Annotated in this window: 22 protein-coding genes; 9 read left to right on the top strand and 13 right to left on the bottom strand. The window is 46.1% G+C overall.

Annotation, left to right across the window (positions count from 1 at the left end):
- Positions 1–134: 134 nt before the first annotated feature.
- From ELS82_RS19805 to rhtB, 4 genes are all read right to left on the bottom strand, one after another.
- A complete protein-coding gene (locus tag ELS82_RS19805) occupies positions 135–1,136 on the bottom strand; it encodes an ArsJ-associated glyceraldehyde-3-phosphate dehydrogenase (RefSeq protein WP_134837016.1) in 1,002 nt (333 codons plus the stop codon).
- Positions 1,137–1,197: 61 nt separating this feature from the next.
- A complete protein-coding gene (locus tag ELS82_RS19800) occupies positions 1,198–1,539 on the bottom strand; it encodes a metalloregulator ArsR/SmtB family transcription factor (protein WP_053441669.1) in 342 nt (113 codons plus the stop codon).
- Positions 1,540–1,647: 108 nt separating this feature from the next.
- The gene (locus ELS82_RS19795) at positions 1,648–2,874 is read right to left on the bottom strand and encodes an EAL and HDOD domain-containing protein (protein ID WP_167489412.1); all 1,227 of its coding nucleotides are present in this window, start codon (positions 2,872–2,874) and stop codon (positions 1,648–1,650) included.
- A 29-nt stretch (positions 2,875–2,903) separates the two neighbouring features.
- The gene (gene rhtB / locus ELS82_RS19790) at positions 2,904–3,521 is read right to left on the bottom strand and encodes a homoserine/homoserine lactone efflux protein (RefSeq protein ID WP_134837014.1); all 618 of its coding nucleotides are present in this window, start codon (positions 3,519–3,521) and stop codon (positions 2,904–2,906) included.
- Between the two features lie 86 nt (positions 3,522–3,607).
- Here rhtB and ELS82_RS19785 point away from each other — a divergent pair, with 86 nt between their 5' ends.
- Both ELS82_RS19785 and ELS82_RS19780 read left to right on the top strand, forming a co-directional pair.
- Positions 3,608–4,594, top strand: a complete 987-nt coding sequence (locus ELS82_RS19785; protein WP_134837013.1) for an alpha/beta fold hydrolase — start codon at positions 3,608–3,610, stop codon at positions 4,592–4,594.
- Between the two features lie 109 nt (positions 4,595–4,703).
- Positions 4,704–5,531 carry a Cof-type HAD-IIB family hydrolase gene (locus ELS82_RS19780; RefSeq protein WP_134837012.1) on the top strand — a complete coding sequence of 276 codons (828 nt, stop codon included), beginning with the start codon at positions 4,704–4,706 and terminating at the stop codon, positions 5,529–5,531.
- Between the two features lie 58 nt (positions 5,532–5,589).
- Here the strand turns inward: ELS82_RS19780 and ELS82_RS19775 are convergent, their stop codons facing one another.
- Entirely contained in the window at positions 5,590–6,060 is a 471-nt protein-coding gene (locus tag ELS82_RS19775; RefSeq protein WP_053441674.1) for an EVE domain-containing protein, read from the bottom strand.
- Positions 6,061–6,098: 38 nt separating this feature from the next.
- On the opposite strand from ELS82_RS19775, the gene ELS82_RS19770 reads away from it, so the two are divergent.
- The gene (locus tag ELS82_RS19770; protein WP_134837011.1) at positions 6,099–7,625 is read left to right on the top strand and encodes a COG3650 family protein; all 1,527 of its coding nucleotides are present in this window, start codon (positions 6,099–6,101) and stop codon (positions 7,623–7,625) included.
- Positions 7,622–8,260 carry a tRNA-uridine aminocarboxypropyltransferase gene (locus ELS82_RS19765; RefSeq protein ID WP_134837010.1) on the top strand — a complete coding sequence of 213 codons (639 nt, stop codon included), beginning with the start codon at positions 7,622–7,624 and terminating at the stop codon, positions 8,258–8,260. The genes ELS82_RS19770 and ELS82_RS19765 overlap by 4 nt, the downstream gene beginning before the upstream one ends.
- On the opposite strand, the gene ELS82_RS19760 is transcribed toward ELS82_RS19765, so the two are convergent.
- The 7 genes from ELS82_RS19760 to lptM all read right to left on the bottom strand — a co-directional run bounded on the left by ELS82_RS19760 (position 8,244) and on the right by lptM (position 15,398).
- Entirely contained in the window at positions 8,244–10,706 is a 2,463-nt protein-coding gene (locus ELS82_RS19760) for a bifunctional diguanylate cyclase/phosphodiesterase (protein WP_134837009.1), read from the bottom strand. The genes ELS82_RS19765 and ELS82_RS19760 overlap by 17 nt on opposite strands.
- 96 nt (positions 10,707–10,802) lie before the next feature.
- Positions 10,803–11,525, bottom strand: coding sequence for a 5-amino-6-(5-phospho-D-ribitylamino)uracil phosphatase YigB (yigB, locus tag ELS82_RS19755; RefSeq protein ID WP_134837008.1), 723 nt, complete (start codon positions 11,523–11,525; stop codon positions 10,803–10,805).
- The gene (xerC, locus tag ELS82_RS19750; RefSeq protein ID WP_053441678.1) at positions 11,522–12,454 is read right to left on the bottom strand and encodes a tyrosine recombinase XerC; all 933 of its coding nucleotides are present in this window, start codon (positions 12,452–12,454) and stop codon (positions 11,522–11,524) included. Before xerC ends, yigB begins: the two co-directional genes overlap by 4 nt.
- Entirely contained in the window at positions 12,426–13,130 is a 705-nt protein-coding gene (locus ELS82_RS19745; protein WP_053441679.1) for a DUF484 family protein, read from the bottom strand. Before ELS82_RS19745 ends, xerC begins: the two co-directional genes overlap by 29 nt.
- Before the next feature lie 24 nt (positions 13,131–13,154).
- Entirely contained in the window at positions 13,155–13,985 is an 831-nt protein-coding gene (gene dapF / locus ELS82_RS19740; RefSeq protein ID WP_134837007.1) for a diaminopimelate epimerase, read from the bottom strand.
- Positions 13,986–13,995: 10 nt separating this feature from the next.
- Complete coding sequence (gene lysA / locus ELS82_RS19735; protein WP_134837006.1) at positions 13,996–15,249, bottom strand: diaminopimelate decarboxylase; 1,254 nt, start codon at positions 15,247–15,249, stop codon at positions 13,996–13,998.
- 29 nt (positions 15,250–15,278) lie between these two features.
- On the bottom strand, positions 15,279–15,398 hold the full coding sequence (lptM, locus tag ELS82_RS27915) for an LPS translocon maturation chaperone LptM (RefSeq protein ID WP_440870483.1): 120 nt from the start codon (positions 15,396–15,398) through the stop codon (positions 15,279–15,281).
- Positions 15,399–15,473: 75 nt separating this feature from the next.
- On the opposite strand from lptM, the gene cyaY reads away from it, so the two are divergent.
- Positions 15,474–15,788, top strand: coding sequence for an iron donor protein CyaY (gene cyaY, locus ELS82_RS19725; RefSeq protein ID WP_134837004.1), 315 nt, complete (start codon positions 15,474–15,476; stop codon positions 15,786–15,788).
- Between the two features lie 60 nt (positions 15,789–15,848).
- Here the strand turns inward: cyaY and ELS82_RS19720 are convergent, their stop codons facing one another.
- On the bottom strand, positions 15,849–18,377 hold the full coding sequence (locus tag ELS82_RS19720; RefSeq protein ID WP_134837003.1) for a class I adenylate cyclase: 2,529 nt from the start codon (positions 18,375–18,377) through the stop codon (positions 15,849–15,851).
- A 335-nt stretch (positions 18,378–18,712) separates the two neighbouring features.
- Here ELS82_RS19720 and hemC point away from each other — a divergent pair, with 335 nt between their 5' ends.
- From hemC to ELS82_RS19700, 4 genes are read left to right on the top strand one after another with little or no spacing between them, the layout of a single operon-like run.
- Positions 18,713–19,651 (top strand): hydroxymethylbilane synthase, encoded by a 939-nt coding sequence (gene hemC / locus ELS82_RS19715; RefSeq protein ID WP_134837002.1) that lies wholly within the window; start codon positions 18,713–18,715, stop codon positions 19,649–19,651.
- A 6-nt stretch (positions 19,652–19,657) separates the two neighbouring features.
- Entirely contained in the window at positions 19,658–20,401 is a 744-nt protein-coding gene (locus ELS82_RS19710) for a uroporphyrinogen-III synthase (protein WP_134837001.1), read from the top strand.
- 3 nt (positions 20,402–20,404) lie between these two features.
- Positions 20,405–21,628 (top strand): uroporphyrinogen-III C-methyltransferase, encoded by a 1,224-nt coding sequence (locus ELS82_RS19705; RefSeq protein WP_134837000.1) that lies wholly within the window; start codon positions 20,405–20,407, stop codon positions 21,626–21,628.
- A complete protein-coding gene (locus tag ELS82_RS19700) occupies positions 21,628–22,815 on the top strand; it encodes a heme biosynthesis protein HemY (protein ID WP_134836999.1) in 1,188 nt (395 codons plus the stop codon). Before ELS82_RS19705 ends, ELS82_RS19700 begins: the two co-directional genes overlap by 1 nt.
- Positions 22,816–23,461 lie beyond the last annotated feature (646 nt).

The raw sequence follows: 23,461 nt of genomic DNA, 5'->3' as shown, positions 1-23,461 counted from the left end.
CAGCTAGGCAACCTTTTCCCTACAAAGGAATGAAGTTCAGCCCTATGAGCATAGGTTTTCTATGTGATTAGGGCGGCCGGCGATCCGGTGAACTTACGCTGTTAACAACGCTGCAGCTTCAAGTATGAAGAGAATTAAGCTAGACCGACATTACGTACTAACTCTGCAGTACGTGTCGCGTAGCCCATTTCGTTATCATACCAAGCGTAGATCTTAACCATACGCTTACCCACCAGCATGGTTGATAGCGCATCAACAATCGTCGAGCGTTGGTCACCTTTGTAATCGATAGAAACTAATGGGCGCTCTTCAAAACCTAGAATGCCTTTCAGTTCATTCTCAGACGCTTGTTTCAGCATCGCATTAACTTCTTCCGCGGTGGTGTCTTGCTTCACTTCGAAGATAATGTCAGTCAGAGATGCGTTTGCTAGTGGTACACGTACAGCATGGCCATTGATGCGGTTTTCTAGCTCTGGGAAGATCTCAACAATCGCCTTAGCACTGCCTGTTGTAGTTGGGATTAAGCTCATGCCACATGCACGTGCACGGCGTAAGTCTTTATGCGGCGCATCGAGAATAGTTTGCGTGTTGGTTAGATCGTGAATCGTCGTAAATGACGCGTTCTCGATGCCAAGCTTCTCATTGATCACTTTAACCACAGGTGCAATACAGTTTGTTGTACAAGACGCTGCCGTTACGATTTTGTGCACTGCAGGGTCAAAGATATGGTCATTGACACCGACAACGATGTTCGCGATACCTTCTTCTTTTACTGGTGCTGATACCACAACACGCTTCACGCCCTGCTCTAAGTATTTGTTTAGGAAAGATGTCTTACGGTGAACACCCGTCGCTTCAATCACCACATCACAGCCAGACCAATCGATCGCATCAATGTCGCGCTCTTGAGTGGTTTTGATGCGTTGACCATTGATGATCATCTCATCGCCTTCAACAGACACTTCGTGATTCCAACGACCCTGAACTGAATCAAACTCAAGAAGGTGAGCCAGTGTTGCTGTATCGCCAGCAACATCGTTAATTTGAACAAACTCTAGCTCTTGCCAATCGAAAGCTGCGCGAAGTGCTAGACGGCCAATACGGCCGAACCCGTTAATACCTACTTTAACTGCCATGTCTTTGTCTCTCAGTTAGTGGTTACTCCTCAAATTTGAGGGAGTAAAGTTTTGTGATTCTTTAAACGCAACATTGAGGGCGTGAAGTCATCGCTTCTAAGCGCTCAATATCTTGTTGGTATTCAGTTTTCAAACAGTTCGATGCGATCAGGTCATCGATCAGCTTTCGCATCCAACCGGGTAAATCGGTTGATAAGCGGTAGAACACCCATTGCCCCTGCCTAACGTCAGTCAAAATACCGCTCGAGCGTAATTGAGCAAGGTGACGAGATATTTTCGGCTGACTCTCTTGCAGCGCCTGGGTGAGCTCACCGACCGATAAGCACTCTTGGCGCACAATCAGCATTAAGCAGCGCACTCGTGTCTCATCAGATAACAGTTTAAAAAATTGGTGAGGAAGCATAGTTATATACTCATATCTGGATATGCGTATATATTAGACAACAAAACATATACGTCAATCCATATATATGGATTGTCATAAAAGTTTCATTTAGAGGGGTAACAGAGATTAGATGATGGTGTTGAGCTCTTGGCTCCAGCGCTGAGCCTGAGAAATACGCGGCATAACATCATTTACTGACACGTTAAGTTGCTGACAAGCCGCTTCTACACCGAGCCAATCGGCTTTTTCGTAGCACTCTTCAAGCTGAAGCAGCAATCCGTATGGACCTTCTCGATTGAGCAAAGCTTGTTTAATTCCCGAACATAGCGGTAATTGCTCAACTAATTCTTGGAGCGACACATCAAGCAAAGCATCAAGCAGTGAAAATAGGCCAATCAAGAAAGCCTGCTCGCGGAACTGGCTGAAAGGATTATCGTGCGCCATTAACATGAAGAACTGCGCACGTTGTAAGGACAAGGTGTAAAGCTCTTTCGGTTTATTCACTGCGACAAACGAAGCGACCGCCAGTGAAACAAACATCTTCAGCTTGTCTTGGCCCAAGTAGACCAAAGCTTGTCTAAAAGAGGAAATCGGCACTTCGATGCGATCCGACATCGTGTTGACAAAGCGCAACAGCTTATAGGAAAGCGCGACATCTTTAGCGACAATCGCTTCCACTTTAAGGAAGTCGGCCTCAGGCTGACACACCTCGCGAAATAGCTCCATCGCGATCAACTGCTCAGGGCTTAAATAGCGCTGACGGACGATTTCAGGCTTACTAAAAAAGTAACCTTGGAAAAAACTGAATCCCGCCGATCTTGTTGCGAGGTACTCAGCTTCTGACTCAACCCGCTCTGCTAAAAATTTCCGCTTCGAGCTTTTCGCTTTTAGCTCTTTAACCATGATGCAGGCTTGCTCTAAGCCCATCGCCATAATGTCAATTTTCACAATGTGAACGAAAGGCAAAAAGCGCTCCCATTCAGGCGAATAGACAAAGTCATCCAGCGCAATCAGGTATCCATGGGCATACAATTGCTTGATCGCCTCAAGCAGCTCATCGTTGGGCGTGCAGGTCTCTAACACCTCAACCACAATGCGCTCTTTGGGTAAAGAGAGCGGCAACAGGCGAACTAAGCTCTCATGCGGAAAGTTAATAAAGCAGCGAGATGCTGATAACGTAGGATTACTGCCGATGGAGAGGAAGTTTTCGACAATCAGGCGATAGGTCGCCCGATTGGGGTCAATATGCGCTGGGTAAGAATTCTTTTCACCGTCACGAAACAACAACTCATAGCCGAGAGTTTGTCGCTTAGCATTAAGGATCGGCTGACGTGCGACGTAAGTTTCTTTAATTCGCTGCGGCATCGTGACAGTACGTTCGGCTACGCTTTGGCCGCGGCAAGCAATGCACCACAGCCCATAAACATTGAGCCGAATACCTTGTTGATTTTCGACATAATCTTATCTGAACGGATAAAACGACCCATTTGCGAAGCTAAACTGGTGTAACCAAGCATAACCACCGCATCAATAACGACCGTTGTGACGCCTAATACCATTAGCTGAGTCAGTTGGTCTTTGGCAGGGTCAATAAACTGTGGAAACAGTGCAACTAGAAAGACGATCGATTTAGGGTTAGTCAGGTTGATCAGAATCGCCTTGCGCATCAGATTCATACTCGATAGGTGCGCGCCAGCTTCAGTGGTCGCAATGCTTGAGTGATCACGCCACTTTTGAATACCCAACCAGATCAGATAAGCCGCGCCGACCCATTTAATCACACTAAAGGCAAACGCAGACTGAGCAACAAGTGCGCCAATGCCGGCACCAACTAACATAATATGGATCGCGAGGCCGACTTGAAGCCCTGCAATCGCGGCAAGCGAACGCCTTGTGCCATAGCTTAAACCATTACTGATCGAGTTAACCGTACCCGACCCAGGAGCAAGACTGAACACAATTGCGGTTACCACATAAGCAAGCCAAACATGCATATCCATAGTATTTCCTCTCGACTAAACGCCCTTAGCCACACATAATCTAGTTCTGTTGCAAAACTCAAACCACAATCAGGCTTTACTTCACCATGAATGATTCACGCTCCAACATTAGTCCTTCTTATACTCAAGAGTCCAATTTTGAGCAAGTGATCAATGGTAATATTGCCAACTTATGGCGCTCTCGTGAAGAAGGCTACCTTAAATCGTTTGATAAGAAAGCACTTTATTGGATCAAGCTGACTTCACCTCAGCACAATAAAGCGATTGTCGTGGTTAACGGACGCATCGAATGCACCTCCAAGTACCAAGAGCTTTTCTACGATCTTTTCCAGCAAGGCTATGATATTTATTCGTTTGATCATCGCGGTCAAGGCTTGTCTGATCGCCTAATTGAAGATAAACAAATGGGCTTTGTCGGCGAGTTTGAAGATTACGTTAAAGACTTAGATAGCATGATCGAACATTTCGATTTGTCCGCTTATAACAAGCGCTATCTACTTGGCCACTCAATGGGCGGTAATATCGCCACCCGCTACTTACAGACTCGCGATGCCAAGTTTGATGCCGTTGCCCTCAGTGCGCCTATGTATGGGGTTAACCTACCTTGGCACCTCAAACCAATTGCTACCGTATTGGGGCAAGTGCTCACTGCGGTTTACCCAAAACCAACCTTTGCTCCGGGGCAAGTCGCCTATTACCCAAAGCCTTTTGCCGGCAACCTGCTCAGTCAGAGCGATGCTCGTTATCACTGGTTCCGCAATTGGTATGAACAGCACCCAGAGCTGAAAATTGGTGGCGCCAGTACCCAGTGGGTATGGCAAGGATTGATGGCGTGTAAGCAGTGCCACCTCATGACTCGCCATATCAAAACTCCACTGCTGGTGATGCAAGCTGGCGATGATAAAATCGTCTCAAATCAGGCTCAAACTCAGTTTATGAAGAAACTCGCTAAAACTCATAGCCAATGCGAGTTTAAGATTATTCATGACGCCAAGCATGAATTGCTGTTTGAACAAGACCAATACCGCAACCAAGCACTGGACGCGACGTTGCAATTCTTTGGCAAATACTAAAATAGGAAATAGCGCAGGGTGATCTTTACCCTCTTTTTCCCCTTTATGTTCAAGTAAAATACCCTCTCTACCCAAATGGGAAACTATTCGCAGTACATACGAGGGTGATATGACCGAAGCACGCAAAGATACTCCTTTTCACATTGTAGCCTCAGATCTCGATGGCACTCTTCTCGCACCAAACCACCAGCTTAGTGCCTACTCCAAAGAGACATTAAAAACACTGCATGAAAAAGGCTTCACCTTTATCTTTGCTACCGGTCGCCATCATATTGATGTGGCTGGAATTCGTGAGATTGCAGGCATTCCGGCTTACATGATCACCTCTAACGGTGCGCGCGTTCATGACCAGAATGATCAACTGATGTACAGTAAGAATGTTCCAGAAGAATTGGTTCAGCCAGTGATCGACGTGATCCGCCAAGATCCCAACATCTTTATCCACATGTACCAAAATGAAGATTGGTTGCTCGACCGTGACGATGAAATGCTGGCGAAATTCCACAGCGAATCAGGCTTTGCTTATAAGCGCTTTACAGCGGATGCAGCACCGACTGATGGCATTGCTAAAGTGTTCTTTACTCACCCAGAGCAAGACCATGACCACCTAGTGACTTTCGAACAAAAGCTGCGTGAAGAGTTTGGTGACAAGCTGAATATCGCTTTCTCTACACCTTGGTGTCTGGAAGTGATGGCGGCTGAAGTCTCTAAAGGCCACGCCCTAGAAGCGGTCGCTAAGTCACTCGACCTAACGTTAGACAACTGTATTGCGTTTGGTGATGGTATGAACGATGCAGAGATGCTAGCGATGGCAGGCAAAGGATTGGTGATGGGAACTTCGCACCATAAAGTGAAAGAAGCGCTACCAGACAATGAAGTGATCGGCAGTAACGCAGACGATGCAGTAGCGCATTATCTGCAAGATAACCTGCTATAACAGCACGCTTTTATCTTAATCAGGCAGCACAATCGCTGCCTGATTGTGTTTTAAGGCTCTATCGCTGACTCGGCAGCTTTTCTTTATCCAAAATTGCCAACCACTCTTGCTCACTGACAGGCATGATCGAAAGGCGGTTACCACGCTTAACTAATGGCATGTTTTCCAACTCTGGCATCGCTTTCATCACCGTCAGCGGGATCAGACGCTCCGTTTTACGCACAAATTCAATATCGACCATTACCCACCTTGGGTTGTCTGGGCTCGATTTCGGATCGTAATAATCACTTTCTGGATCAAAAGCAAAATGGTCAGGATAAGCCTCTTTGGTCACCTTGGCGATACCCGCAACGCCCACTTTCTTACACGATGAATGGTAAATCAGCACTAGATCGCCCTCTTTTACCTCATCTCGCATCATATTTCGCGCCTGATAATTACGTACACCTTCCCAACAAGAGCTATTTTGTGTTCTGAGAGTGTCAATAGAGAAGGTGTCCGGTTCAGTTTTGAATAACCAATATGCCATAATAGAATCCGCCAGTTTCTGAATAGGGAAGATATAGCATGAAGGCGCTTCGAAACCCAGTCGCTATCGTGACATTACTTGCATTACAAGCTTGTTCGATTTCAACACAGCCAAGTTCCGAGTCGACATCGACCGCTCCTGCTGCCAGCTTAGATAAACCTGCCAGTATCAAACCGCAGACGTTCATTATGCGTGGCGAGGTAGTTCTCGGTCATGAAGTACGAACCATTACCCCTTGTGGTAGCCAGCAACAATATTGGCTTGAACTGCCGAACGATCGCTTCCAGCAAGCCATGTCTTTAGTTCGTCGTCCTTATGAGCCCCTATATGGTGAAGTCATCGGCCACTTAGAAACTGGACTGACCGATGGTTTTGTTGCTGATTACGCTGCGCGCTTTGTGGTGGATTCCGTCAACCTTCTTACCGCTGAAAACCCAAAACGATGCCAACAAGCCACTAAGCCAACACGCGCCTTTGGCACCGAACCTTTCTGGTCGATGAGCTTTGAAGGCAACCAGCTGGCTTTCCAGAAAATGGGCGAAGAGAAACAACTGCTAGAGCTTAGCTCAACCCGTATCGAAAACGACCGACGTCGATACCAATTTGAAGGTGGTTCATTAGAACTCAACCAGCGCAGCTGTGTCGATAATATGAGTGATTCCCTTTATGGCTGGAGCTCACAACTGGAGCTCAATGGGGTTAAATATCAAGGCTGTGCAACCTTATCCAACCAAGACGGCACGCAAGACTGGACGGGGTCGTATCAAGCTAGCTCAACCACCAGCAGTGACTTTTCAATCTCGCTACAACTCAAGCAAGATCACACAGCCAAAACCTCATACAGCTACAACAATGGCGAGTCTGACTCGGTAGAAACAGGTTACTGGCAACAACTTAACCCTGAGCAAATTCAAGTCGTGATGACTCATCATCAACAACAACCATTGCTATCCGAGCGCCTTTTCTCACGTAAAGGTGAGCAGTTAACGGCGACCAAAGAGAAAGTCGGTAATGTGATTTATCCGATTGCCGATGGTGGCGTAACGCTATTTAAAAACTCTGCAGAGCAAACACTAAGCTCACAGCAAGAATCGCCTAATCAAACCCCATCCTCAGCAGAGTTTAACCCTAAGGTGGATAAAGCGCTGCGAAACTATTTTGCCAGCACGGAAACCGACCCGACAGGTACACGCTACCGCTGGCTGAGTTACGATTTAAATGGTGATGGCAATAAAGAGCTTATCACCCAGCTAGACTGGTGTGGCTCTGGTGGTTGTACACTGCTGATCTTTGAAAACCATCAAAATAGCTGGCGTTTTAACAGCCGAATTACCTTAGTCAGCACACCGATTAACCTTGGTGTAAGCACAAGTGATGGTTGGCAGGATATGGTGTTTTTCGTCAGTGGCGGCGGAGCTGTGCCTAATCAACATATTCTCAAGTTCGATGGCCAGCAATATCCGCTCAACCCAAGCACCGCTCCTGTTGCGAACTACGATGAGATCAGCCAGATTCAACTCTTCTCTGATGGTTTAACTCCCCATCAAGAAGGCATTACTCTGTGACACCTTCAACGAGCCACGAGGGCACGCTAACTCCCTGCCCTCAGTGCCAGCTTCGCCACCAATGTGTCTGTGAGCAGTTACCCGATCTCACATCGGCCTGTCACCTTGCACTGTTAATGCATGAGAATGAGCAGCAGCGTGACACCAATACTGGCCAGTGGTTGCTGAAGAGCTTACCCACATCGACCAGTGTGCATATTTGGCAACGTAAATCCCCAGATCCGGCGCTTATCGAGCTGTTGAACAATGACCAGTTTCAGCCCTACTTGTTATTTCCACATGATGAGAGCATGCCGGTGAGCCAAGCCTTTCTGCAGGCAAACAAAACCACAAAAGTGCCACTGTTTATTATTCTTGATGGCACCTGGCAAGAGGCGAAGAAGATGTTACGTAAAAGCGCATGGCTCAAGAACCTGCCCCTTGCGCGCATCACTGCAACTCAAGCCTCCAACTATCAATTACGTCGTAATCAAGAAGATGGCCATTTGTGTACCTTAGAAGTGGGTTGCGAAGTATTAAAGGCGCTCGGGGAAGAGCGCCAATCAGAGCAATTGCTGAGTTTCTTTGACCACTATATGCAGGCGTTTAAAGCCGATAAAAGTGGTCATGCTCTAGCCTCTAAAACAAGCGGCTAGGCTCGGCAAGATAGAAACCTTGCAGATAATCGACGCCAAGATCTTCGGCAATTTCACACACCTCTCGGTTGTGAACAAACTCAGCCACGGTCTTCGCATTTAGCACTTGGCAGAGCTGAACCAACTGACCGGTAATCTGACGCTGTTTCGCATCACGATCTATGGTCTTAATCAAGCTACCGTCAAGCTTGATGATGTCCGGCTCTAGACGAATGATCTCATCAATGTTCGAGTAGCCTGAGCCAAAGTCATCGACCATTAAGCGCACACCCATGTTTTTGAAGTGACGACAGATTTCAGACATTCGGCCAAAGTCTTTAATTTGCTCCGACTCCAGTACCTCTATCCCTAAACGATACGGATCATTGAGCTTAGCAATCGACTCTTCCAACAAATACAGAGTTTTATCACTCAGCATGTCTTGTGGCGATAAGTTAATCGAGAAAGACTCTTGTTTGTCCGCCATGTAACTCAAGGTCGAAGACAACATAAAGCGACTTAAGCGGGTATAAAGGTGCGTGCCTTCAATGATGGGTAAAAAGCGCCCAGGCGAGATGATATTGCCATCATCTTCGATTCTCACTAAACACTCTTGAGATATCTGCTCGCGAGTGTGTGCGGCAAAAATCGGCTGGCTGTAGGTGATAATGTTCTTTTTAAGAATCGCCCGACTGACGACCCCCATAAGCTCAATTTTGTCTTGTTGTTGTTCTGGGGTAATCGCACAATCTTTGGCATTAAAGAAGTGAGTATTACGCTCTTTGCCAGTTCGTCTTGCATCGATAGATTTAAGCAGCAACTCATCTCCTGCTATATCAGGGAAATCACTGGCGCTGGCGATACCTCCGGTAATCGACACCGAAAGAAAGTCGACATCGGGTAATCCATAGGGCTCAAAATTAAGGCGCTCGATTTGGTCGGCAAAAGCTGAAAAGTCTTGTTGAATTTGCTCACTTGGTACCAAAGCAGTAAACACAATCGCCCACTCCGCCGTACCGATATAGTACAGATTCTTGACGAACTCTTGGCCACGCAGACGAGCAAGGCGTTCAATAAAGTGATCACTCAAGTCACGGATCAACTCATCCGCCACTTGATAGCCATACTTTTCATTGACCTGATGAAAGTTAGACAGCTTAATCGTGATCACATGCTCATGATTTTTAAATACTTTAAGCCGCTCTTGCAGCGCAACACGATTTTTTAGCCCGGTATGTTTATCAAGGCGGTAACTTTCTATCAGTTTTTCGGTCTGCTTAGCTAGTTTGTCCTGCATCCCTTTCTGAGCTTGGTTAAGCTCATCAATCGAATGGCGAATCAGATGAAATAACGGCGATACCGGGAATTCATCTTGCTCCCCAATCACAATCGCCGGACGCTGAGTATCTTCACTGAGCGCAAGATAGGTCATGCTGTGATGAAGCGTATCCTGACTATCGCCGCGGTAGAACTCGCCCATGCAGTAAGAGCCATTACTACATTCAAGTTGTTCAAACGGCTTAGTCTCACTGACGCCCTCAAGGAACTCTAATCGAGATTCACAGTTATAGATAAACACCGATTCTGGATTGCTCCGCGCCAACTGCACCACGTCATAACGAACTTGTTCCAGAGTCAATGAAGGGTGGTTGTAACAGATTCGTACTTCATCGCCGATATTAACCGGATTATCTAACCGCATACTGCCGTCGGAATAAATCTCGCGCATGCTACTGATTTGGCCGCTACTCGCTTGAAGAGGGAAACTATACAGTTGCTCTAACGTGATCGGACGGTCTTCCGCCAGCCGCTGCTGATAAACGGTGTATATCGACTGATAGTCTAGGGTTTTGAGTACATACCCTTGGCTATCCGTCACCCTCAATGTCCCACCAATCGGCGTCCATTCAGAAAACGCATTGCGATGTACTGTCAACTGCTCACTATGTAGCGCAACAAATACCGAAGCGTTTCGATAGGTTTGATTACCAAACAGGACCCACTCGTGGCCGCCATCAACACTGGTAGCAAGCCCGCCACTAATTGGGGTTTCTACCGCTTGACCTAGCGCTTGATAAAGCCCACTGGCATGAGCAGAAAAGCTGATCATCGCTTTAGATGTCATACCCAGTTCAAGCTCTTCGCATAATGCTTCGACTTGAGATTCTAAGCCGCTATCGATCTGCACTCGTGCCGAGGTCAGCGAAGTGTGTTCGAAACAAGAAACGACAATGAGACTGCCATCATGATGGAGAACTCCGTCGCACATGGTATGGCGAGTGCTGTGGCCAATGATATGGCAATTAGGGAGGTGTAATTTAAGCCGGTTTGCATAGTCACAAACAACTTGTTCAGTATCGGTCGATAATACTTGGACCAAATACGAAGCCGAGTCTCTCACAGGGATACCCTGGAGAAATAACTGAAGTTGCTGACCATTTGCAACTAGTGCGGAATAGGTGCGCATTCTTATAAGCCTGAGACGTGATTATTTATATAGTATTTTTCTATACCGTAATCCATGTGCCCCGATATGAAAAGCGTTGTTTTTATGCGCTGCTATTTACATCTCACTCAATAGCAACAACTGATGCAAACGGTTTACTTCTACATCTGGCAAGGTGCGACTTTTACTGCATGCGTAGATATCTTGGCCTTGGTCATTAAACCAGCAAGCTTGGAAGCCACTGCGTTTAGCGCCAGCCACATCGGAAATTAAATGATCTCCTACATGAAGGATATTTCCAGCCGGTAGTGATAGAAATGACTGAGCTTTATCAAATAGCTCACGATGAGGTTTGGCGTAACCGTCAGGTCCTGCTTTTAGTACCAATGAGAAGTAAGGAGCGAGACCAATTTTCTCAACATCAACATTACCATTAGTAATTGCCACTAGCGGTAACCGACTCGCAAGCTGCTCTAACACCTGATGCGCTTCCAACAGCACGGTAAAATCACTGCGCAGACGATGTACTTGCTCTACCGCTTCATTGGCCGCTTGCGTCGCTTGAGCCTGTGGGTAACCAAGTTCCATCAACCCAGATTCAATCTGCTTAAAGCGCCATAAGGTGACGTCATTGAGTAGCCAGCTATCTTGTTGTGCTAAACGCATTTTAAGCTCATGCCACCAGCCAAGCGGCTTGGTCGCTGAAACTGGGTGATGCTGATGCATCCATTGCGCCATTTGCGCCTCAACCCGACGAATGATTGGGCGATTATCGTAAAGGGTGTCGTCCAGATCGAACGTCATCGCTTTAATCGGATTCAAATGGCGGTAGAATTTCATTGGTCACTGCCCTTCTTTTTCGCTCTTGGGTGAGCTTGATCGTAGACCTCAGCAAGGTGCTGGAAATCCAAGTGAGTATAAATTTGGGTAGTAGAGATGTTCTCATGTCCCAATAGTTCTTGAACGGCACGTAAATTGTTGCTCGATTCAAGCATATGGGTAGCAAAAGAGTGACGTAGTTTGTGCGGGCTGATATGACTGGCAACCGCCTGCTTTTGTCCCCACTCCGCCATGCGCTTTTGCACATTACGGTGAGAGATACGCACACCAAGCTTGGAGACAAACAACCCTAGCTCATCGCTATTAGCCAAACTTGGACGAACTCTTAACCACTTACTCACCCACTCGGCAGCCATACCAGTAAAGGGCACTTTACGTTCTTTATCCCCTTTACCTACCACTCGTATCTCCCCAGAAGAGAGCCCGACATCTTTGACATTGATACTGACCAGTTCAGCCAAACGCAATCCAGCACCATACATCAGCTCCATCATGGCGCGATCGCGTATTGCCAATGGGTCATCTTCATTGACTTCAAGTAGTTGACCCACTTCATCGACATCGAGATTTTTCGGTAATGGGCGTTTTTTACGTGGCGCAGAGACCCCTTTAGCAGGATTGGCACTCATCTCACCACGTAACATCATAAAATCAAAAAAACTGCGCAATGAAGAAAGACGAGTAGCTAAACTGCTCGGCTTCATTCCTTCACGCATGCCTTTACTGGCTAATTGACGAACCCAACCCGCGTCTACTTGTTGCCACTCTTTTAAGCCAAGCTGAGCCAAATGGCCCGCCATAGTTTCAAGTTGCTGTTTGTAATTACGCTGGGTGTGTAGACTCAGCCCCTTTTCACTTCTTAAGTATTCATAGAAGCGTTCAAGAGGCTGTTGTAGACCATTAGGCAGAGGTGCTGCTGATTCGCTCATTTGACTCACATTGCCAAGGAAGGGTTTCGATAAGGTGAGAAAGTACAAGGGCTAAGTGACGTAAGAATAAGGTATCCATATGCGGCTGGAAATGACCGCCATCACTGCTCGAAAATGCCAAAATACCTTGCAGACCTTTATTGTGTAGCGGTAACACCACGTAAGAGCCCATTTCTGGTGCTCGGGAGTTCTCTCCCAGCAGCAATTCGCGGTCCACTTTGCGCATTCGACCGAGGTAAGAATCTTTGCCATTAAGATGGTTAGTTGCAAAGCGTTGATAGTTGGTTTTATCCAGCGAGTAGTAGCTCGACTCACTATCCACTAAGCGTACGTAAGCGACTAAGCCTAGAGCCTTGGCTTTCTCTTCGATCGCTTTAATCACCGACAGCAATGCATCTCCTCTTAAGATCTGCTCTTGCAAATCCATAAATTCATGGAAGGTTTGATCATTGCTTTTTGCCAGTGACATCAAGGCCGTGATCTCTTCTTCAAGCTCTTCGATACGTTGACGTTGACGGTTCATCTGAACATGAACAAGAGAAACAGCGCCTTGCTCTTGCACAGGCAGTGCTAAACGATCCACCAGCTCACGGCGATGGATAAAAAAATCAGGGTTGTCACGCAGGTATTCCGCTACGACTTCCGCCGTCAGCGCATCTGCTTCGATATGCGACACGATTGTTCCTTTTTATTATTGTTATTAGCAGCTTAGTTGCCCATCAAAGACATGCGTAGCTGGGCCGGTCATGTAAAGTGGTTTGCCTGCTCCTTGCCACTGAATATTCAGCGAGCCACCAGGTAGATTTACTTTGACGTTATCATCGAGTAGGCCTTGCACAACACCAACCGCGACTGCACCACATGCACCACTACCGCAAGCTTGGGTTTCACCCGCACCGCGCTCATAAACACGTAAGTTAACTTCATTGCGATTAACTACCTGCATAAAGCCAGCATTGACTCGCTCAGGGAAACGTTCATGAGACTCTAGTAGTGGACCTAGGGTATCCACATCTGCCGTCGCTACGTCATCGACCACGGTGACAACATGAGGGTTACCCATACTTACCGCACCACAGAACAAGGTCTTATCTTCAGTACGTAAAATATAGGTCTTCTCTGTTTGCTTGGCTTTGAAAGGAATTTTGCTCGGTTCAAACTCAGGCACGCCCATGTTGACCGTCACTTGATCATCTTCTTCGATGCTCAAGACCATTTTGCCTTTCTTAGTGCTGACACTGATGCTGTACTTATTAGTCAGCCCTTTCATGCGTACAAAGCGCGCGAAACAGCGAGCACCATTACCACATTGTTCCACTTCACTACCATCGGCATTAAAAATGCGATAGTGGAAGTCCGTTTCTGGATCGTAAGGTGCCTCGACCACCAGCAATTGGTCAAAACCAATACCAGTGTGACGATCCGCCAAGCGGCGGATCAGGTCAGGGGAAAAGAAAATATTTTGAGTAATGCAATCAACAACCATGAAGTCATTACCCAAACCGTGCATTTTAGAAAAATGGAAATGCATAAGACTTCAATTACTCCGGAAGTACGTTTTCAAGCGCCCATAGGCTAGAGAGTTCTTCACGCTGACGGACTAAATGGGCTTGCTTACCATCAACCATCACTTCCGCAGCACGAGAACGTGTATTGTAGTTCGATGACATCACAAAACCATAAGCGCCAGCAGAACGAACCGCAAGAAGGTCATTTTCAGCTAACACGAGCGCACGATCTTTACCTAGGAAATCACCCGTTTCACAGATTGGGCCAACTAAGTCATAAGTCACCGCTTCGCCTTCACGAGGTACAACAGGCACGATATCTTGCCACGCTTGATAAAGCGCAGGACGCATCAAGTCATTCATAGCAGCATCAATAATGGCAAAGTTTTTGTGTTCAGTGTGCTTTAAGAACTCAACCTTAGTCAGCAACACGCCCGCATTAGCAGCAATCGCACGACCTGGCTCGAAAATAAGCTCTAAGTCTTGGTGATTCTCAAGGCGACCAAGCAGCGCTTTCGCGTACTCAGATGGTTGAGGAGGTAACTCATCACGATAAATTACGCCTAAGCCACCACCGACATCTAGGTGTTCGATGGTAACGCCTTGTGCTTTAAGATCATCAATCAAGGCCAGTAAGCGGTCAGTCGCATCAATGAAAGGTTCAATGTCTGTCAGCTGAGAACCAATGTGGCAATCAATGCCTTTAACATCTAGGTTTTCTAGGCTTTGAGCAAATTGATACACAGCTGGAGCGCGATCAAAAGCGATACCGAACTTGTTGTCACGTAGACCTGTAGAAATATAAGGGTGGGTATTAGCATCAACATCAGGGTTAATACGCAGCGAAATTGGCGCTTTCACACCTAGTTCACCAGCTACCTTGTTCAAGCGCTCAAGTTCAGGCTCTGATTCAACGTTAAAGCATTTGATTCCCAGCTCAAGCGCGCGCTTCATTTCAGCTTCAGTTTTGCCGACACCAGAGAACACCACTTTCGCAGCGTCACCACCAGCAGCAATCACTCGCTCTAGCTCACCGCCAGAAACGATATCAAAACCAGAACCCAAGCGGGCCAGTGCGTTTAACACACCAAGGTTTGAGTTTGCTTTCACTGCATAACAAACTAAATGAGGGTGGTCACCAACCGATTTATCAAACGCGTTCCAATGGCGCTCTAAAGTCGCACGCGAATAAACGTAAAGTGGTGTACCAAACTGTTGTGCTAGTTCCGTTAGTGAGACATCTTCAGCCCAAAGCTGGCCATCATCCTGATAGTTGAAGTAATCCAAAATTCTTTCCCTTATATTCTGATTCTATTTTATTGTGAAGGCTGCTCGTTCTGCTGAGCATCTTCAGGCATGTAAAGAGGTCCAGTTTGACCACAGCCAGCTAAGCCAAGAAGCGAAAAGATAAATAGCGCTAAGAGTAATTTTTTCATCGGTTGTGTCGTGATTATTCTGTCAATGCCCCCTATAATCGCACCACACTCAAGAAAAGCAATAGGATAGATTGGATGAACGAGACTGAATTTCATCAGTTAGTAGATGTTCAAATGCAAATCATCGAGGAAATGATTGATGATTCAGGCGCGGACATCGACTACGAGACCTCTGGTAACGTGATGACCCTAGAGTTTGAAGACCGTAGTCAGATCATTATTAACCGCCAAGAACCAATGAAAGAGATTTGGTTGGCGTCTAAGTCAGGTGGTTTCCATTTCTCGCTTATCGATAATCACTGGACCTGCTCTAAGACTCACCTAGAGCTGATTACCATGGTTAAGCAAGAGTGTGAAAAGCATTGCGATGAAGAGATTGAGTGGGTCTAACCCTTAATCAGACAGATACAAAAAAAAGAGCATCATTGATGCTCTTTTTTTATCGATTCGTTAGGCGTTGACGATTTTACTCGGCCTAGAGTAACAAGCGCCATCATTACGATAAGGAACAATATAAGGTTCATCATCTTCAGGGCGCACAATTTGATAGTACTGCGGTAAGTTGAAGTTGATTAGCTTCGACGATAACGGATTTTCATCTTGTACCGAGGTGTAGAAGCTGTTCACACTCGCAATCATCTCGTCTTTTTCACCTTTAAACTGATGATAAACTTCAACGCGATTGGATTCGTCGAGCACATAAATATTGAAACCTTGCTCACCATCTTCAAAGAAGAACTGAACTAAGCCTTCACTGGCAAAGCCATCCACCACTTCCGGCAATTGGTAGTCCTGCTCTTTATCGAGCATTAGCAGTGGTGAACCCTTGAGTTTATTAGTCGAAATACTGCGGTAGAAATCGACCGAGTTTTCTAACATCTGTACCGATACACCACGGCGCTCAAAGAACAGACCGTAGGTTTGCTGCCCAATACGTAGCGCTTTAAAGCGGCGACGTTTTTCTTGTTCAACAGGCTTCAAGCGCAGATCAATACATTCCGCCAATAGCTGATAAACCATATTGCGCATCACACCGCGCAGGTTTTTGCTGTAGCAGAATACATCCACCGACTCTGGTGGAATCGCATCTTGGTGCATCTTACCCAATACGGTTTTCAATGCATCAAGCATCGCCGTCTCACCTTTAAAGTGCAAGGTGCGCACTTCATGCCATGAGTTGCGATAAACCAGATCAACACTGCCGACTAAGCATTTTTGCTCGGGGCCAAAGCTGAAAATATCAGTGCTCTTTGGATCCAGCTTAAGTGATTTGCCACTCAGCTCTGAGGTTGGATCATTTTCAAAGTTGATGAACATCGCTAGCTGGCTAATCTCACAAGGACTGGCCAGTGCTTGCATGGTCGGACGACGTTTACGCAGCGAGAAGGTATTGCGTAAGTCACTCACCATTTGGTAGAACTTATCGATGTCTAAGTGCGCATCACGAATCACAGAGTGCAGACGCGTCGACTCGGTAATCAAACCATTGAAGAATGACCAAGCCACCAACTTACTGAGGTATTCGTTGTGCTCAAGCGGTGCTTGACCAAGAATACGGTGCGGCGTTAATGGCTGTTTGTAGAGATACCAACCCGATTTATTGGTGCGCCCAGGGCGAACTTCAATAAAAGTCAGATCAGATTCATGTAAGTCAGGCGAAATCTGTGGGTTAAGCAGAGTCACTTTACCCGGTAGTACCTCAAACGCAGCATAAAGCTTACGAGCGAGAATACTGATGTCTTGCGGACTGATCGCTGATGTAATGTCATTACGGCGAGCAAACTGAATTAAGTTACGGTAGCTCTGCATCAACGCATCAAGCAAGGCATGGTGAACCACCTTAACCTGCTCCACCTTCCAGTTACGGCGATCATCAAGCTCAGCTATCACCGCTTCTGACCAATCCCACTTTTGCACCATGTCGGTCATGGCTTCGCGACGCCAAGCTACCGAGCCGTTACTTGGTTCACGAGAGAGCTTTTCATGGGTTTTGAGGTAGAAACAGCGACGAACTAAATCCAAACGCGTGGTATCACCAATACGTTCTAGATAACGCGTCACCTTTTCAAGCATTAGGTAGTACGCATCCATGCCATAGAGATCAGGCTCATGAGCAAAGAAGCGACGTTTGGTGTCTAAACTAAGAAGTTGAGTATTTGGGTACTCCCACGAATAGGCTTCCAGCAAGATAGCTTTAAGAACAGATTTGTACGGCGAGTCGATACTCTTATACAGCTGCCATAAGTTCGAGCCAAAATACTCCTCTGCCGGAATACGATTGAGCTGACCGAAATCGATCCACTTTGAACAATCAATATATCCTTTGCTGCAAAGGTCATTCACATATTCGTCGTAGCACTCTTCCATCTCAGGCGGCACGATTTGCCACAATAGGCGCTGGCCCGCAAGGCGAACGGCACTGCGATAGAATTCATCAAGTAGTATTAAGTGTTGAGATGAGCCACAGTTATCACCAGTCATCTCTTCAGAGTGGTTTGAGCGGAAACGCTGCTCATCCATTAAGAAGAAGTTAGCTTCTACGCCCTGAGTCTGTGCCCAATCAGTGATCAGTAGACATTTATTAGTCAGGCTTTCGCGCTCATCTGAGCTCATGTTAGGAGAGACGCACACCCAAATATCTAAATCACTGGATGTACTTTGACCAATAGAAGACGTACTGCCCATCGTGTACAAGCCTAGGATGGCTGGATTATTCGATGTCGCGAGCTCTTGACCAATCGTTAACTGTGTATCTTCTACAAACTGCTGCTGAATTTCATTAAGTTCAAAATCACACACGCCAAACGGAACATGTGCGTCGAAATAGCCAGGCATAACTGGATGATTGAAGTGAAGCAGGGTTGGAATAAGATGGAATACACGCTGGCTCGATAAATCCATAAGCGCCAGCGCACGTTCAATACGTTGCTGGTTAAGGTTATCAAGTCTTTTAGTTAGCGTCTTGGTGTAAGCCTGCAAGAGAGCTTCCTTGGTTCATATCCTAGATAGTGCCTTGACTATTAATTGTTCTAAAGCACCAACAAAACGTGATCAATCTAACACTTTTCTTCGAGTTGGTAAAGAAATGTACGATCGATTCTACACAATTTTGCCCACCTGAAATTATCGCTCTTAGTGTGGTACGTAACTCCTATTAATAATAATAGCCTATTTTACAAACGAGACCTTAATCACACTCTTTTAATGATTTTATGCTAGCGAACATCAAACTTGAATTCGATTTGATAAGCAATAATGCTTTTTTAACCGACAGTGGTAGGATTAGCTCATTATTTTGTTTTCAGTAGAACGCTATGACTCAACCAACTCCTATTCGAATCGCAACACGTAAAAGCCCTCTTGCTCTTTGGCAGGCACATTTTGTTAAAGACGCACTTAAAGCGGCTCACCCTGGTCTAGAAGTTGAGCTAGTCACAATGGTCACTAAAGGCGACATTATCCTTGATACTCCATTAGCAAAAGTTGGTGGTAAGGGTCTATTCGTTAAAGAGCTGGAAGTTGCGATGCTTGAAGGTCGAGCTGACTTAGCCGTTCATTCGATGAAAGATGTACCAGTAGACTTCCCTGAAGGGCTAGGGCTAGTGACGATTTGTGAACGTGAAGACCCACGTGATGCATTTGTTTCGAATACCTACAACAACATTGATGAGCTTCCGCAAGGGGCGGTAGTCGGTACTTGTAGCCTACGCCGTCAATGCCAACTCAAAGAGTACCGCCCAGATCTAGTGATTAAAGAGCTACGCGGTAATGTCGGCACACGTTTAGGTAAGCTTGATGATGGTCAATACGATGCCATCATCCTTGCTGCTGCGGGTCTAAAGCGTTTGGAACTTAAAGAGCGTATTAAGAGCTTTATTGAACCTGAGCAATCACTGCCAGCGGTTGGTCAAGGCGCGGTAGGTATTGAGTGTCGCTTAGATGATGAGCGTCTAATTAAACTACTAGAACCACTAAACCACAAAAAAACCGCCGATCGCGTTCTATGTGAACGTGCAATGAACCTTACTCTAGAAGGTGGCTGTCAGGTACCAATCGGTAGCTACTCATTAATTGATGGTGACAACATTTGGTTACGCGCGCTAGTTGGCGAGCCTGACGGTTCTAAGATCATCCGTGGAGAGATCCGTGGCTCACGTGCTGATGCAGAGACACTGGGTGTAGAGCTGGCAAATCAACTGCTTGATGACGGCGCAAAAGAAATTTTGACCAAGCTATACGCAGAGCACGAGTAATCATGTATGGCAGTACTGGTCACTAGGCCGGGGAAGCAAGGCCTTTCACTATGCCAACAATTATCAGAGGTGGGGATCGCTAGCCATCACCACCCTCTGATTGAAATCCAATCCGGAGATCAACTATCCGGATTGGAAAATCATATCTCTTCTTTCGACATTATTATCGCGGTTAGCCAACATGCGGTAAGCGAAACTAGCCACCATCTGACTCAAACATGCAAAAGTTGGCCGACAAATCCGGTCTATCTTGCCGTTGGTCAAAAAACTGCACACGTTTTAAGCAAAGCGACTGAACAACAAGTACACTACCCCGATGTCAGTGACAGTGAGCATTTATTAAAGCTGGAAGCACTTCAGCATGTCGCCAATAAGAAAATCCTTATTTTACGAGGAAATGGCGGCAGAGAACTCATCTTTGACACTCTGGCCGAGCGCGGCGCTATTGTAGAGTATCGGGAAGTCTACAAACGAGAAAACCTAGCTTTCCGCTCAGATTTATTAGTGCCACTCTGGCAAGATGAACAAATAACCCAATTAGTCATAACCAGTTCAGGTCAACTTGAGTACTTTATTTCTCAATTGAGCAGCGCAGAACGGAACTGGTTGTTTACGCTTCACCTTTATGTACCGAGTGAACGTATCGCACAAAATGCACGTGAGGCTGGTTTTAAAGTTGTCACCAATACCTTAAGTGCCTCTAACCCAGTGTTGTTGGCTGCTCTCCAGCCAGATAGAACAGGACAATAAGTAATGACAAGCAAGAATAAAAACGAAAACATTGCCCCTGACCAAGACAAGCAATCGGCAGAGGATAGCAACAAGGTTGAATCGACCACATCTGACGTTGAACAAAAGACGACAAGTGAAGCAAGCGTGGAAGAGACCACGACACAAGCACCTGAAGCGAATCAAGCGCAATCTTCTCAACCCGCATTCGAAGAAAAACAAGGTAAGCGAGGGGTTAAACTTGGCACTGTTGCTATTATCATCTCTATCCTTATTGGGGGCGGCTTAACGTTCCAAATGCAGCAAAAGAACGCCGAGTACCAAGCTCAAATCAATGCCCTGCAAACCCAGCTTAAGCAAACCCAAGATAACATCAAATCAGAGTTAGACTCGACTCAGAAGCAAGCTATCGAAAAAGCGACTGAAATTACCCATCGCGCCGAAACCGTTCTTGCCCAGCAACAGAAAAGCATTGTTAGCCTTCAAGTCGCAATGGCTGATGTGAAAGGCCGTCGTCCAAATGATTGGCTGCTAGCAGAAGCAGATTACCTAGTAAAACTTGCTGGACGTAAGCTATTCCTTGAGCATGACGCCGTAAGTGCGACCAAGTTAATGGAGTCCGCCGATCAGCGCATTGCTGCGTTGAACGATCCGAGCTTAGTCCCACTAAGAAAATCGATGGCTAATGACATTACTAAGCTAAAAACCATCCCATTGATTGATAGAGAAGGGCTAGTTCTAAGAATCACGGCACTGCAGCAGCAAGTTGATAAGCTACCACTCGCCAATGCTCTGCTACCTGAAGCGCAGCAAGAAGAGAAACAGGTTGTTTCTCAAGATGTCTATGACTGGAAAGATAACCTCATGACGTCATTAAAGGACTTCTCTGAGAACTTTATTACCTTTAGAACTCGTGATGGTAACGTCATTCCATTGCTATCACCTCAACAGCATTTCTACTTAAAAGAGAACATTAAGGCCAAACTAGAAACAGCAATTAAAGCCGTCTATGTAGAGCAGCAAGAGATCTATTCGACCGCCTTAACAACTGCTGACAAGTGGTCTACGACTTTCTTTAACCAGAATTCAAACGAAGTCATTGAGTTCAATAAAGCACTAGAGCTATTAAGTAAGCAGACAGTACAAGTTGAATACCCAGTTAAGCTAGAAACTCAACAAGAATTATCTGACGTCATTCGCGATCGTCTACGCCGTGAAGTGACTACCCTAGTAGCGGAGGATAAATAATGTTTCGACTGATTTTCCTTTTCGTCGTCCTAGGACTGGGATTATTTGCTGGCACGCAGTTTTCTGGCCAGCAAGGTTATGTCCTGATCTCCGTCGCTAGCAAGACCATCGAAATGAGTGTCACGACACTAGTCATATTCGTTATCGCTGCACTGGCAGGTCTGTTTGGCCTTGAGTATTTAGTGAAGAAAGCCTTTTACGCAAGCTCAGCGACTTGGAACTACTTTAGTGTGCGTAAGATGCGTCGTTCGCGCCGTTACACTAACGAAGGCATCATTAAGCTATTAGAAGGTGATTTCAAAGTTGCCGAAAAGAAAGTGACTCGTTGGGCAAATCACCACGATATGCCATTACTATGTTACTTAGTCGCCTCTGAAGCAGCTCAAGGCATGGGCAACACTGAACAGCGTGATCGTTACCTTGAACTAGCAGCAAAGCAAGACAACTCCACTCTTGCTGTTGAGCTCACTCGCGCAAAACAATTGATTCGTGAAGCAGACTACAGCGCAGCATTTGATACCTTATCTAGTCTCAAGTCTAGCTACCCAAATAATGCCGTTGTACTTAATCTTCTTAAGCAGGTATATATTGAGTTGAGGCTATGGCAACCACTACTCGATCTACTGCCAAAGCTCATCAAGCACAAAATCATACTTAAAGAAGAGCAAGAACCTTTAACACAGCGGGCTCAATGTGGGTTATTGCATGAAGTAGCCGTCCAAAAAGGTAGTGAAGGTCTAGTGGCTCACTGGAACTCGCTACCACGTAAAGTGAAAGCTGACACTCACTTGATCGAGTGCTTTGCTAGACAACTTATCTCGCGCCAAGCTGATAGTGAAGCGTTCACATTACTCAAAGAAACCCTGAAAAAGCATCCTAACTCGGATTTATACGCACTTCTTCCGAAGCTTAAACTGGCAGACAGCCACCCTGCGGTTACGTTTCTTGAAGGCGTACTACATAAAGATGGTAACAATGCGGATGCTCACAGTGCACTTGCTCAGTTCTATCTACGCAGCGAGAAATGGCCAGAAGCTCAAGTACACTTCGAGAAGGCGCTGTCTGTGCGCTCTAACGTCGCAGACTATGGTTATCTCTCAGACGCACTAGAGAAGCAAAACCTAACCAAAGCAGCTCATGAAGTGTCGAAGAAGGCATTAACTCTGATTAACGAGCCTGCTGCATAATAGGCAATCAAGTAAATCAAATAGAGCCACTCTTAATAGAGTGGCTTTTTTGTATCTAAAGAAAAGTAATATCGTATTCCCCTACGGCTCATACAGAGTGGAGACCCGACAATCATGTCATGGAGAAAAAGGCGGTGGCGAGATATTAAAGGGAAAGTAATGCCATCGAATATCTACGACGAACTCAACTCTCGGTTTTAAAGCGAGGCAGAATTAATGGGGACCGTTCTAAGTGGCACCTGCATTGAACGGGAGACTAACGGGCAAGACATCAAAGGCATCTTCGCCTATATCAATAGTGAGGCGTGGACAGTTGGGAGAACTCTGACAGCTCGTTATAAAACCTCTAGATATTCCCTACTCACTCCTTCGTCGCTCTATGGAATGACAATATATCTATCAAAGGTCGAAGAAAAGCTATCTCGCGGCTCCAACAAGCGTTATCGAGCACTAAGACTATTCCTTAGCTATTAAAGCTGCGTGAGCAACGGGCTTCCAAAACGACGAAAGCCTAGTCGTAAGACTTAATGCCATTCGGATAAGCGCTAACGCTTATACCTAAACGGATATTTGGCCGGAACAAAGAGGACTGAACGTGGAAACGTTCGGTCCTTTCTTTTGTCTGGTAAAATGAAATGGCTGACGC

It is taken from the genome of Vibrio ouci (assembly GCF_004551525.1).
In the GTDB taxonomy this organism is placed as follows: Bacteria; Pseudomonadota; Gammaproteobacteria; order Enterobacterales; family Vibrionaceae; genus Vibrio; species Vibrio ouci.
This window is presented reverse-complemented; position numbering and strand designations above follow the sequence as displayed.

Excerpts from the sequence above, each read along its gene's own strand:
- ELS82_RS19805 (WP_134837016.1), bottom strand. The coding sequence starts at position 1,136 with ATGGCAGTTAAAGTAGGTATTAACGGGTTCGGCCGTATTGGCCGTCTA.
- ELS82_RS19800 (WP_053441669.1), bottom strand. The coding sequence starts at position 1,539 with ATGCTTCCTCACCAATTTTTTAAACTGTTATCTGATGAGACACGAGTG.
- rhtB (WP_134837014.1), bottom strand. The coding sequence starts at position 3,521 with ATGGATATGCATGTTTGGCTTGCTTATGTGGTAACCGCAATTGTGTTC.
- ELS82_RS19785 (WP_134837013.1), top strand. The coding sequence starts at position 3,608 with ATGAATGATTCACGCTCCAACATTAGTCCTTCTTATACTCAAGAGTCC.
- ELS82_RS19780 (WP_134837012.1), top strand. The coding sequence starts at position 4,704 with ATGACCGAAGCACGCAAAGATACTCCTTTTCACATTGTAGCCTCAGAT.
- ELS82_RS19775 (WP_053441674.1), bottom strand. The coding sequence starts at position 6,060 with ATGGCATATTGGTTATTCAAAACTGAACCGGACACCTTCTCTATTGAC.
- ELS82_RS19770 (WP_134837011.1), top strand. The coding sequence starts at position 6,099 with ATGAAGGCGCTTCGAAACCCAGTCGCTATCGTGACATTACTTGCATTA.
- ELS82_RS19760 (WP_134837009.1), bottom strand. The coding sequence starts at position 10,706 with ATGCGCACCTATTCCGCACTAGTTGCAAATGGTCAGCAACTTCAGTTA.
- yigB (WP_134837008.1), bottom strand. The coding sequence starts at position 11,525 with ATGAAATTCTACCGCCATTTGAATCCGATTAAAGCGATGACGTTCGAT.
- xerC (WP_053441678.1), bottom strand. The coding sequence starts at position 12,454 with ATGAGCGAATCAGCAGCACCTCTGCCTAATGGTCTACAACAGCCTCTT.
- dapF (WP_134837007.1), bottom strand. The coding sequence starts at position 13,985 with ATGCATTTCCATTTTTCTAAAATGCACGGTTTGGGTAATGACTTCATG.
- lptM (WP_440870483.1), bottom strand. The coding sequence starts at position 15,398 with ATGAAAAAATTACTCTTAGCGCTATTTATCTTTTCGCTTCTTGGCTTA.
- cyaY (WP_134837004.1), top strand. The coding sequence starts at position 15,474 with ATGAACGAGACTGAATTTCATCAGTTAGTAGATGTTCAAATGCAAATC.
- hemC (WP_134837002.1), top strand. The coding sequence starts at position 18,713 with ATGACTCAACCAACTCCTATTCGAATCGCAACACGTAAAAGCCCTCTT.
- ELS82_RS19710 (WP_134837001.1), top strand. The coding sequence starts at position 19,658 with ATGGCAGTACTGGTCACTAGGCCGGGGAAGCAAGGCCTTTCACTATGC.
- ELS82_RS19705 (WP_134837000.1), top strand. The coding sequence starts at position 20,405 with ATGACAAGCAAGAATAAAAACGAAAACATTGCCCCTGACCAAGACAAG.
- ELS82_RS19700 (WP_134836999.1), top strand. The coding sequence starts at position 21,628 with ATGTTTCGACTGATTTTCCTTTTCGTCGTCCTAGGACTGGGATTATTT.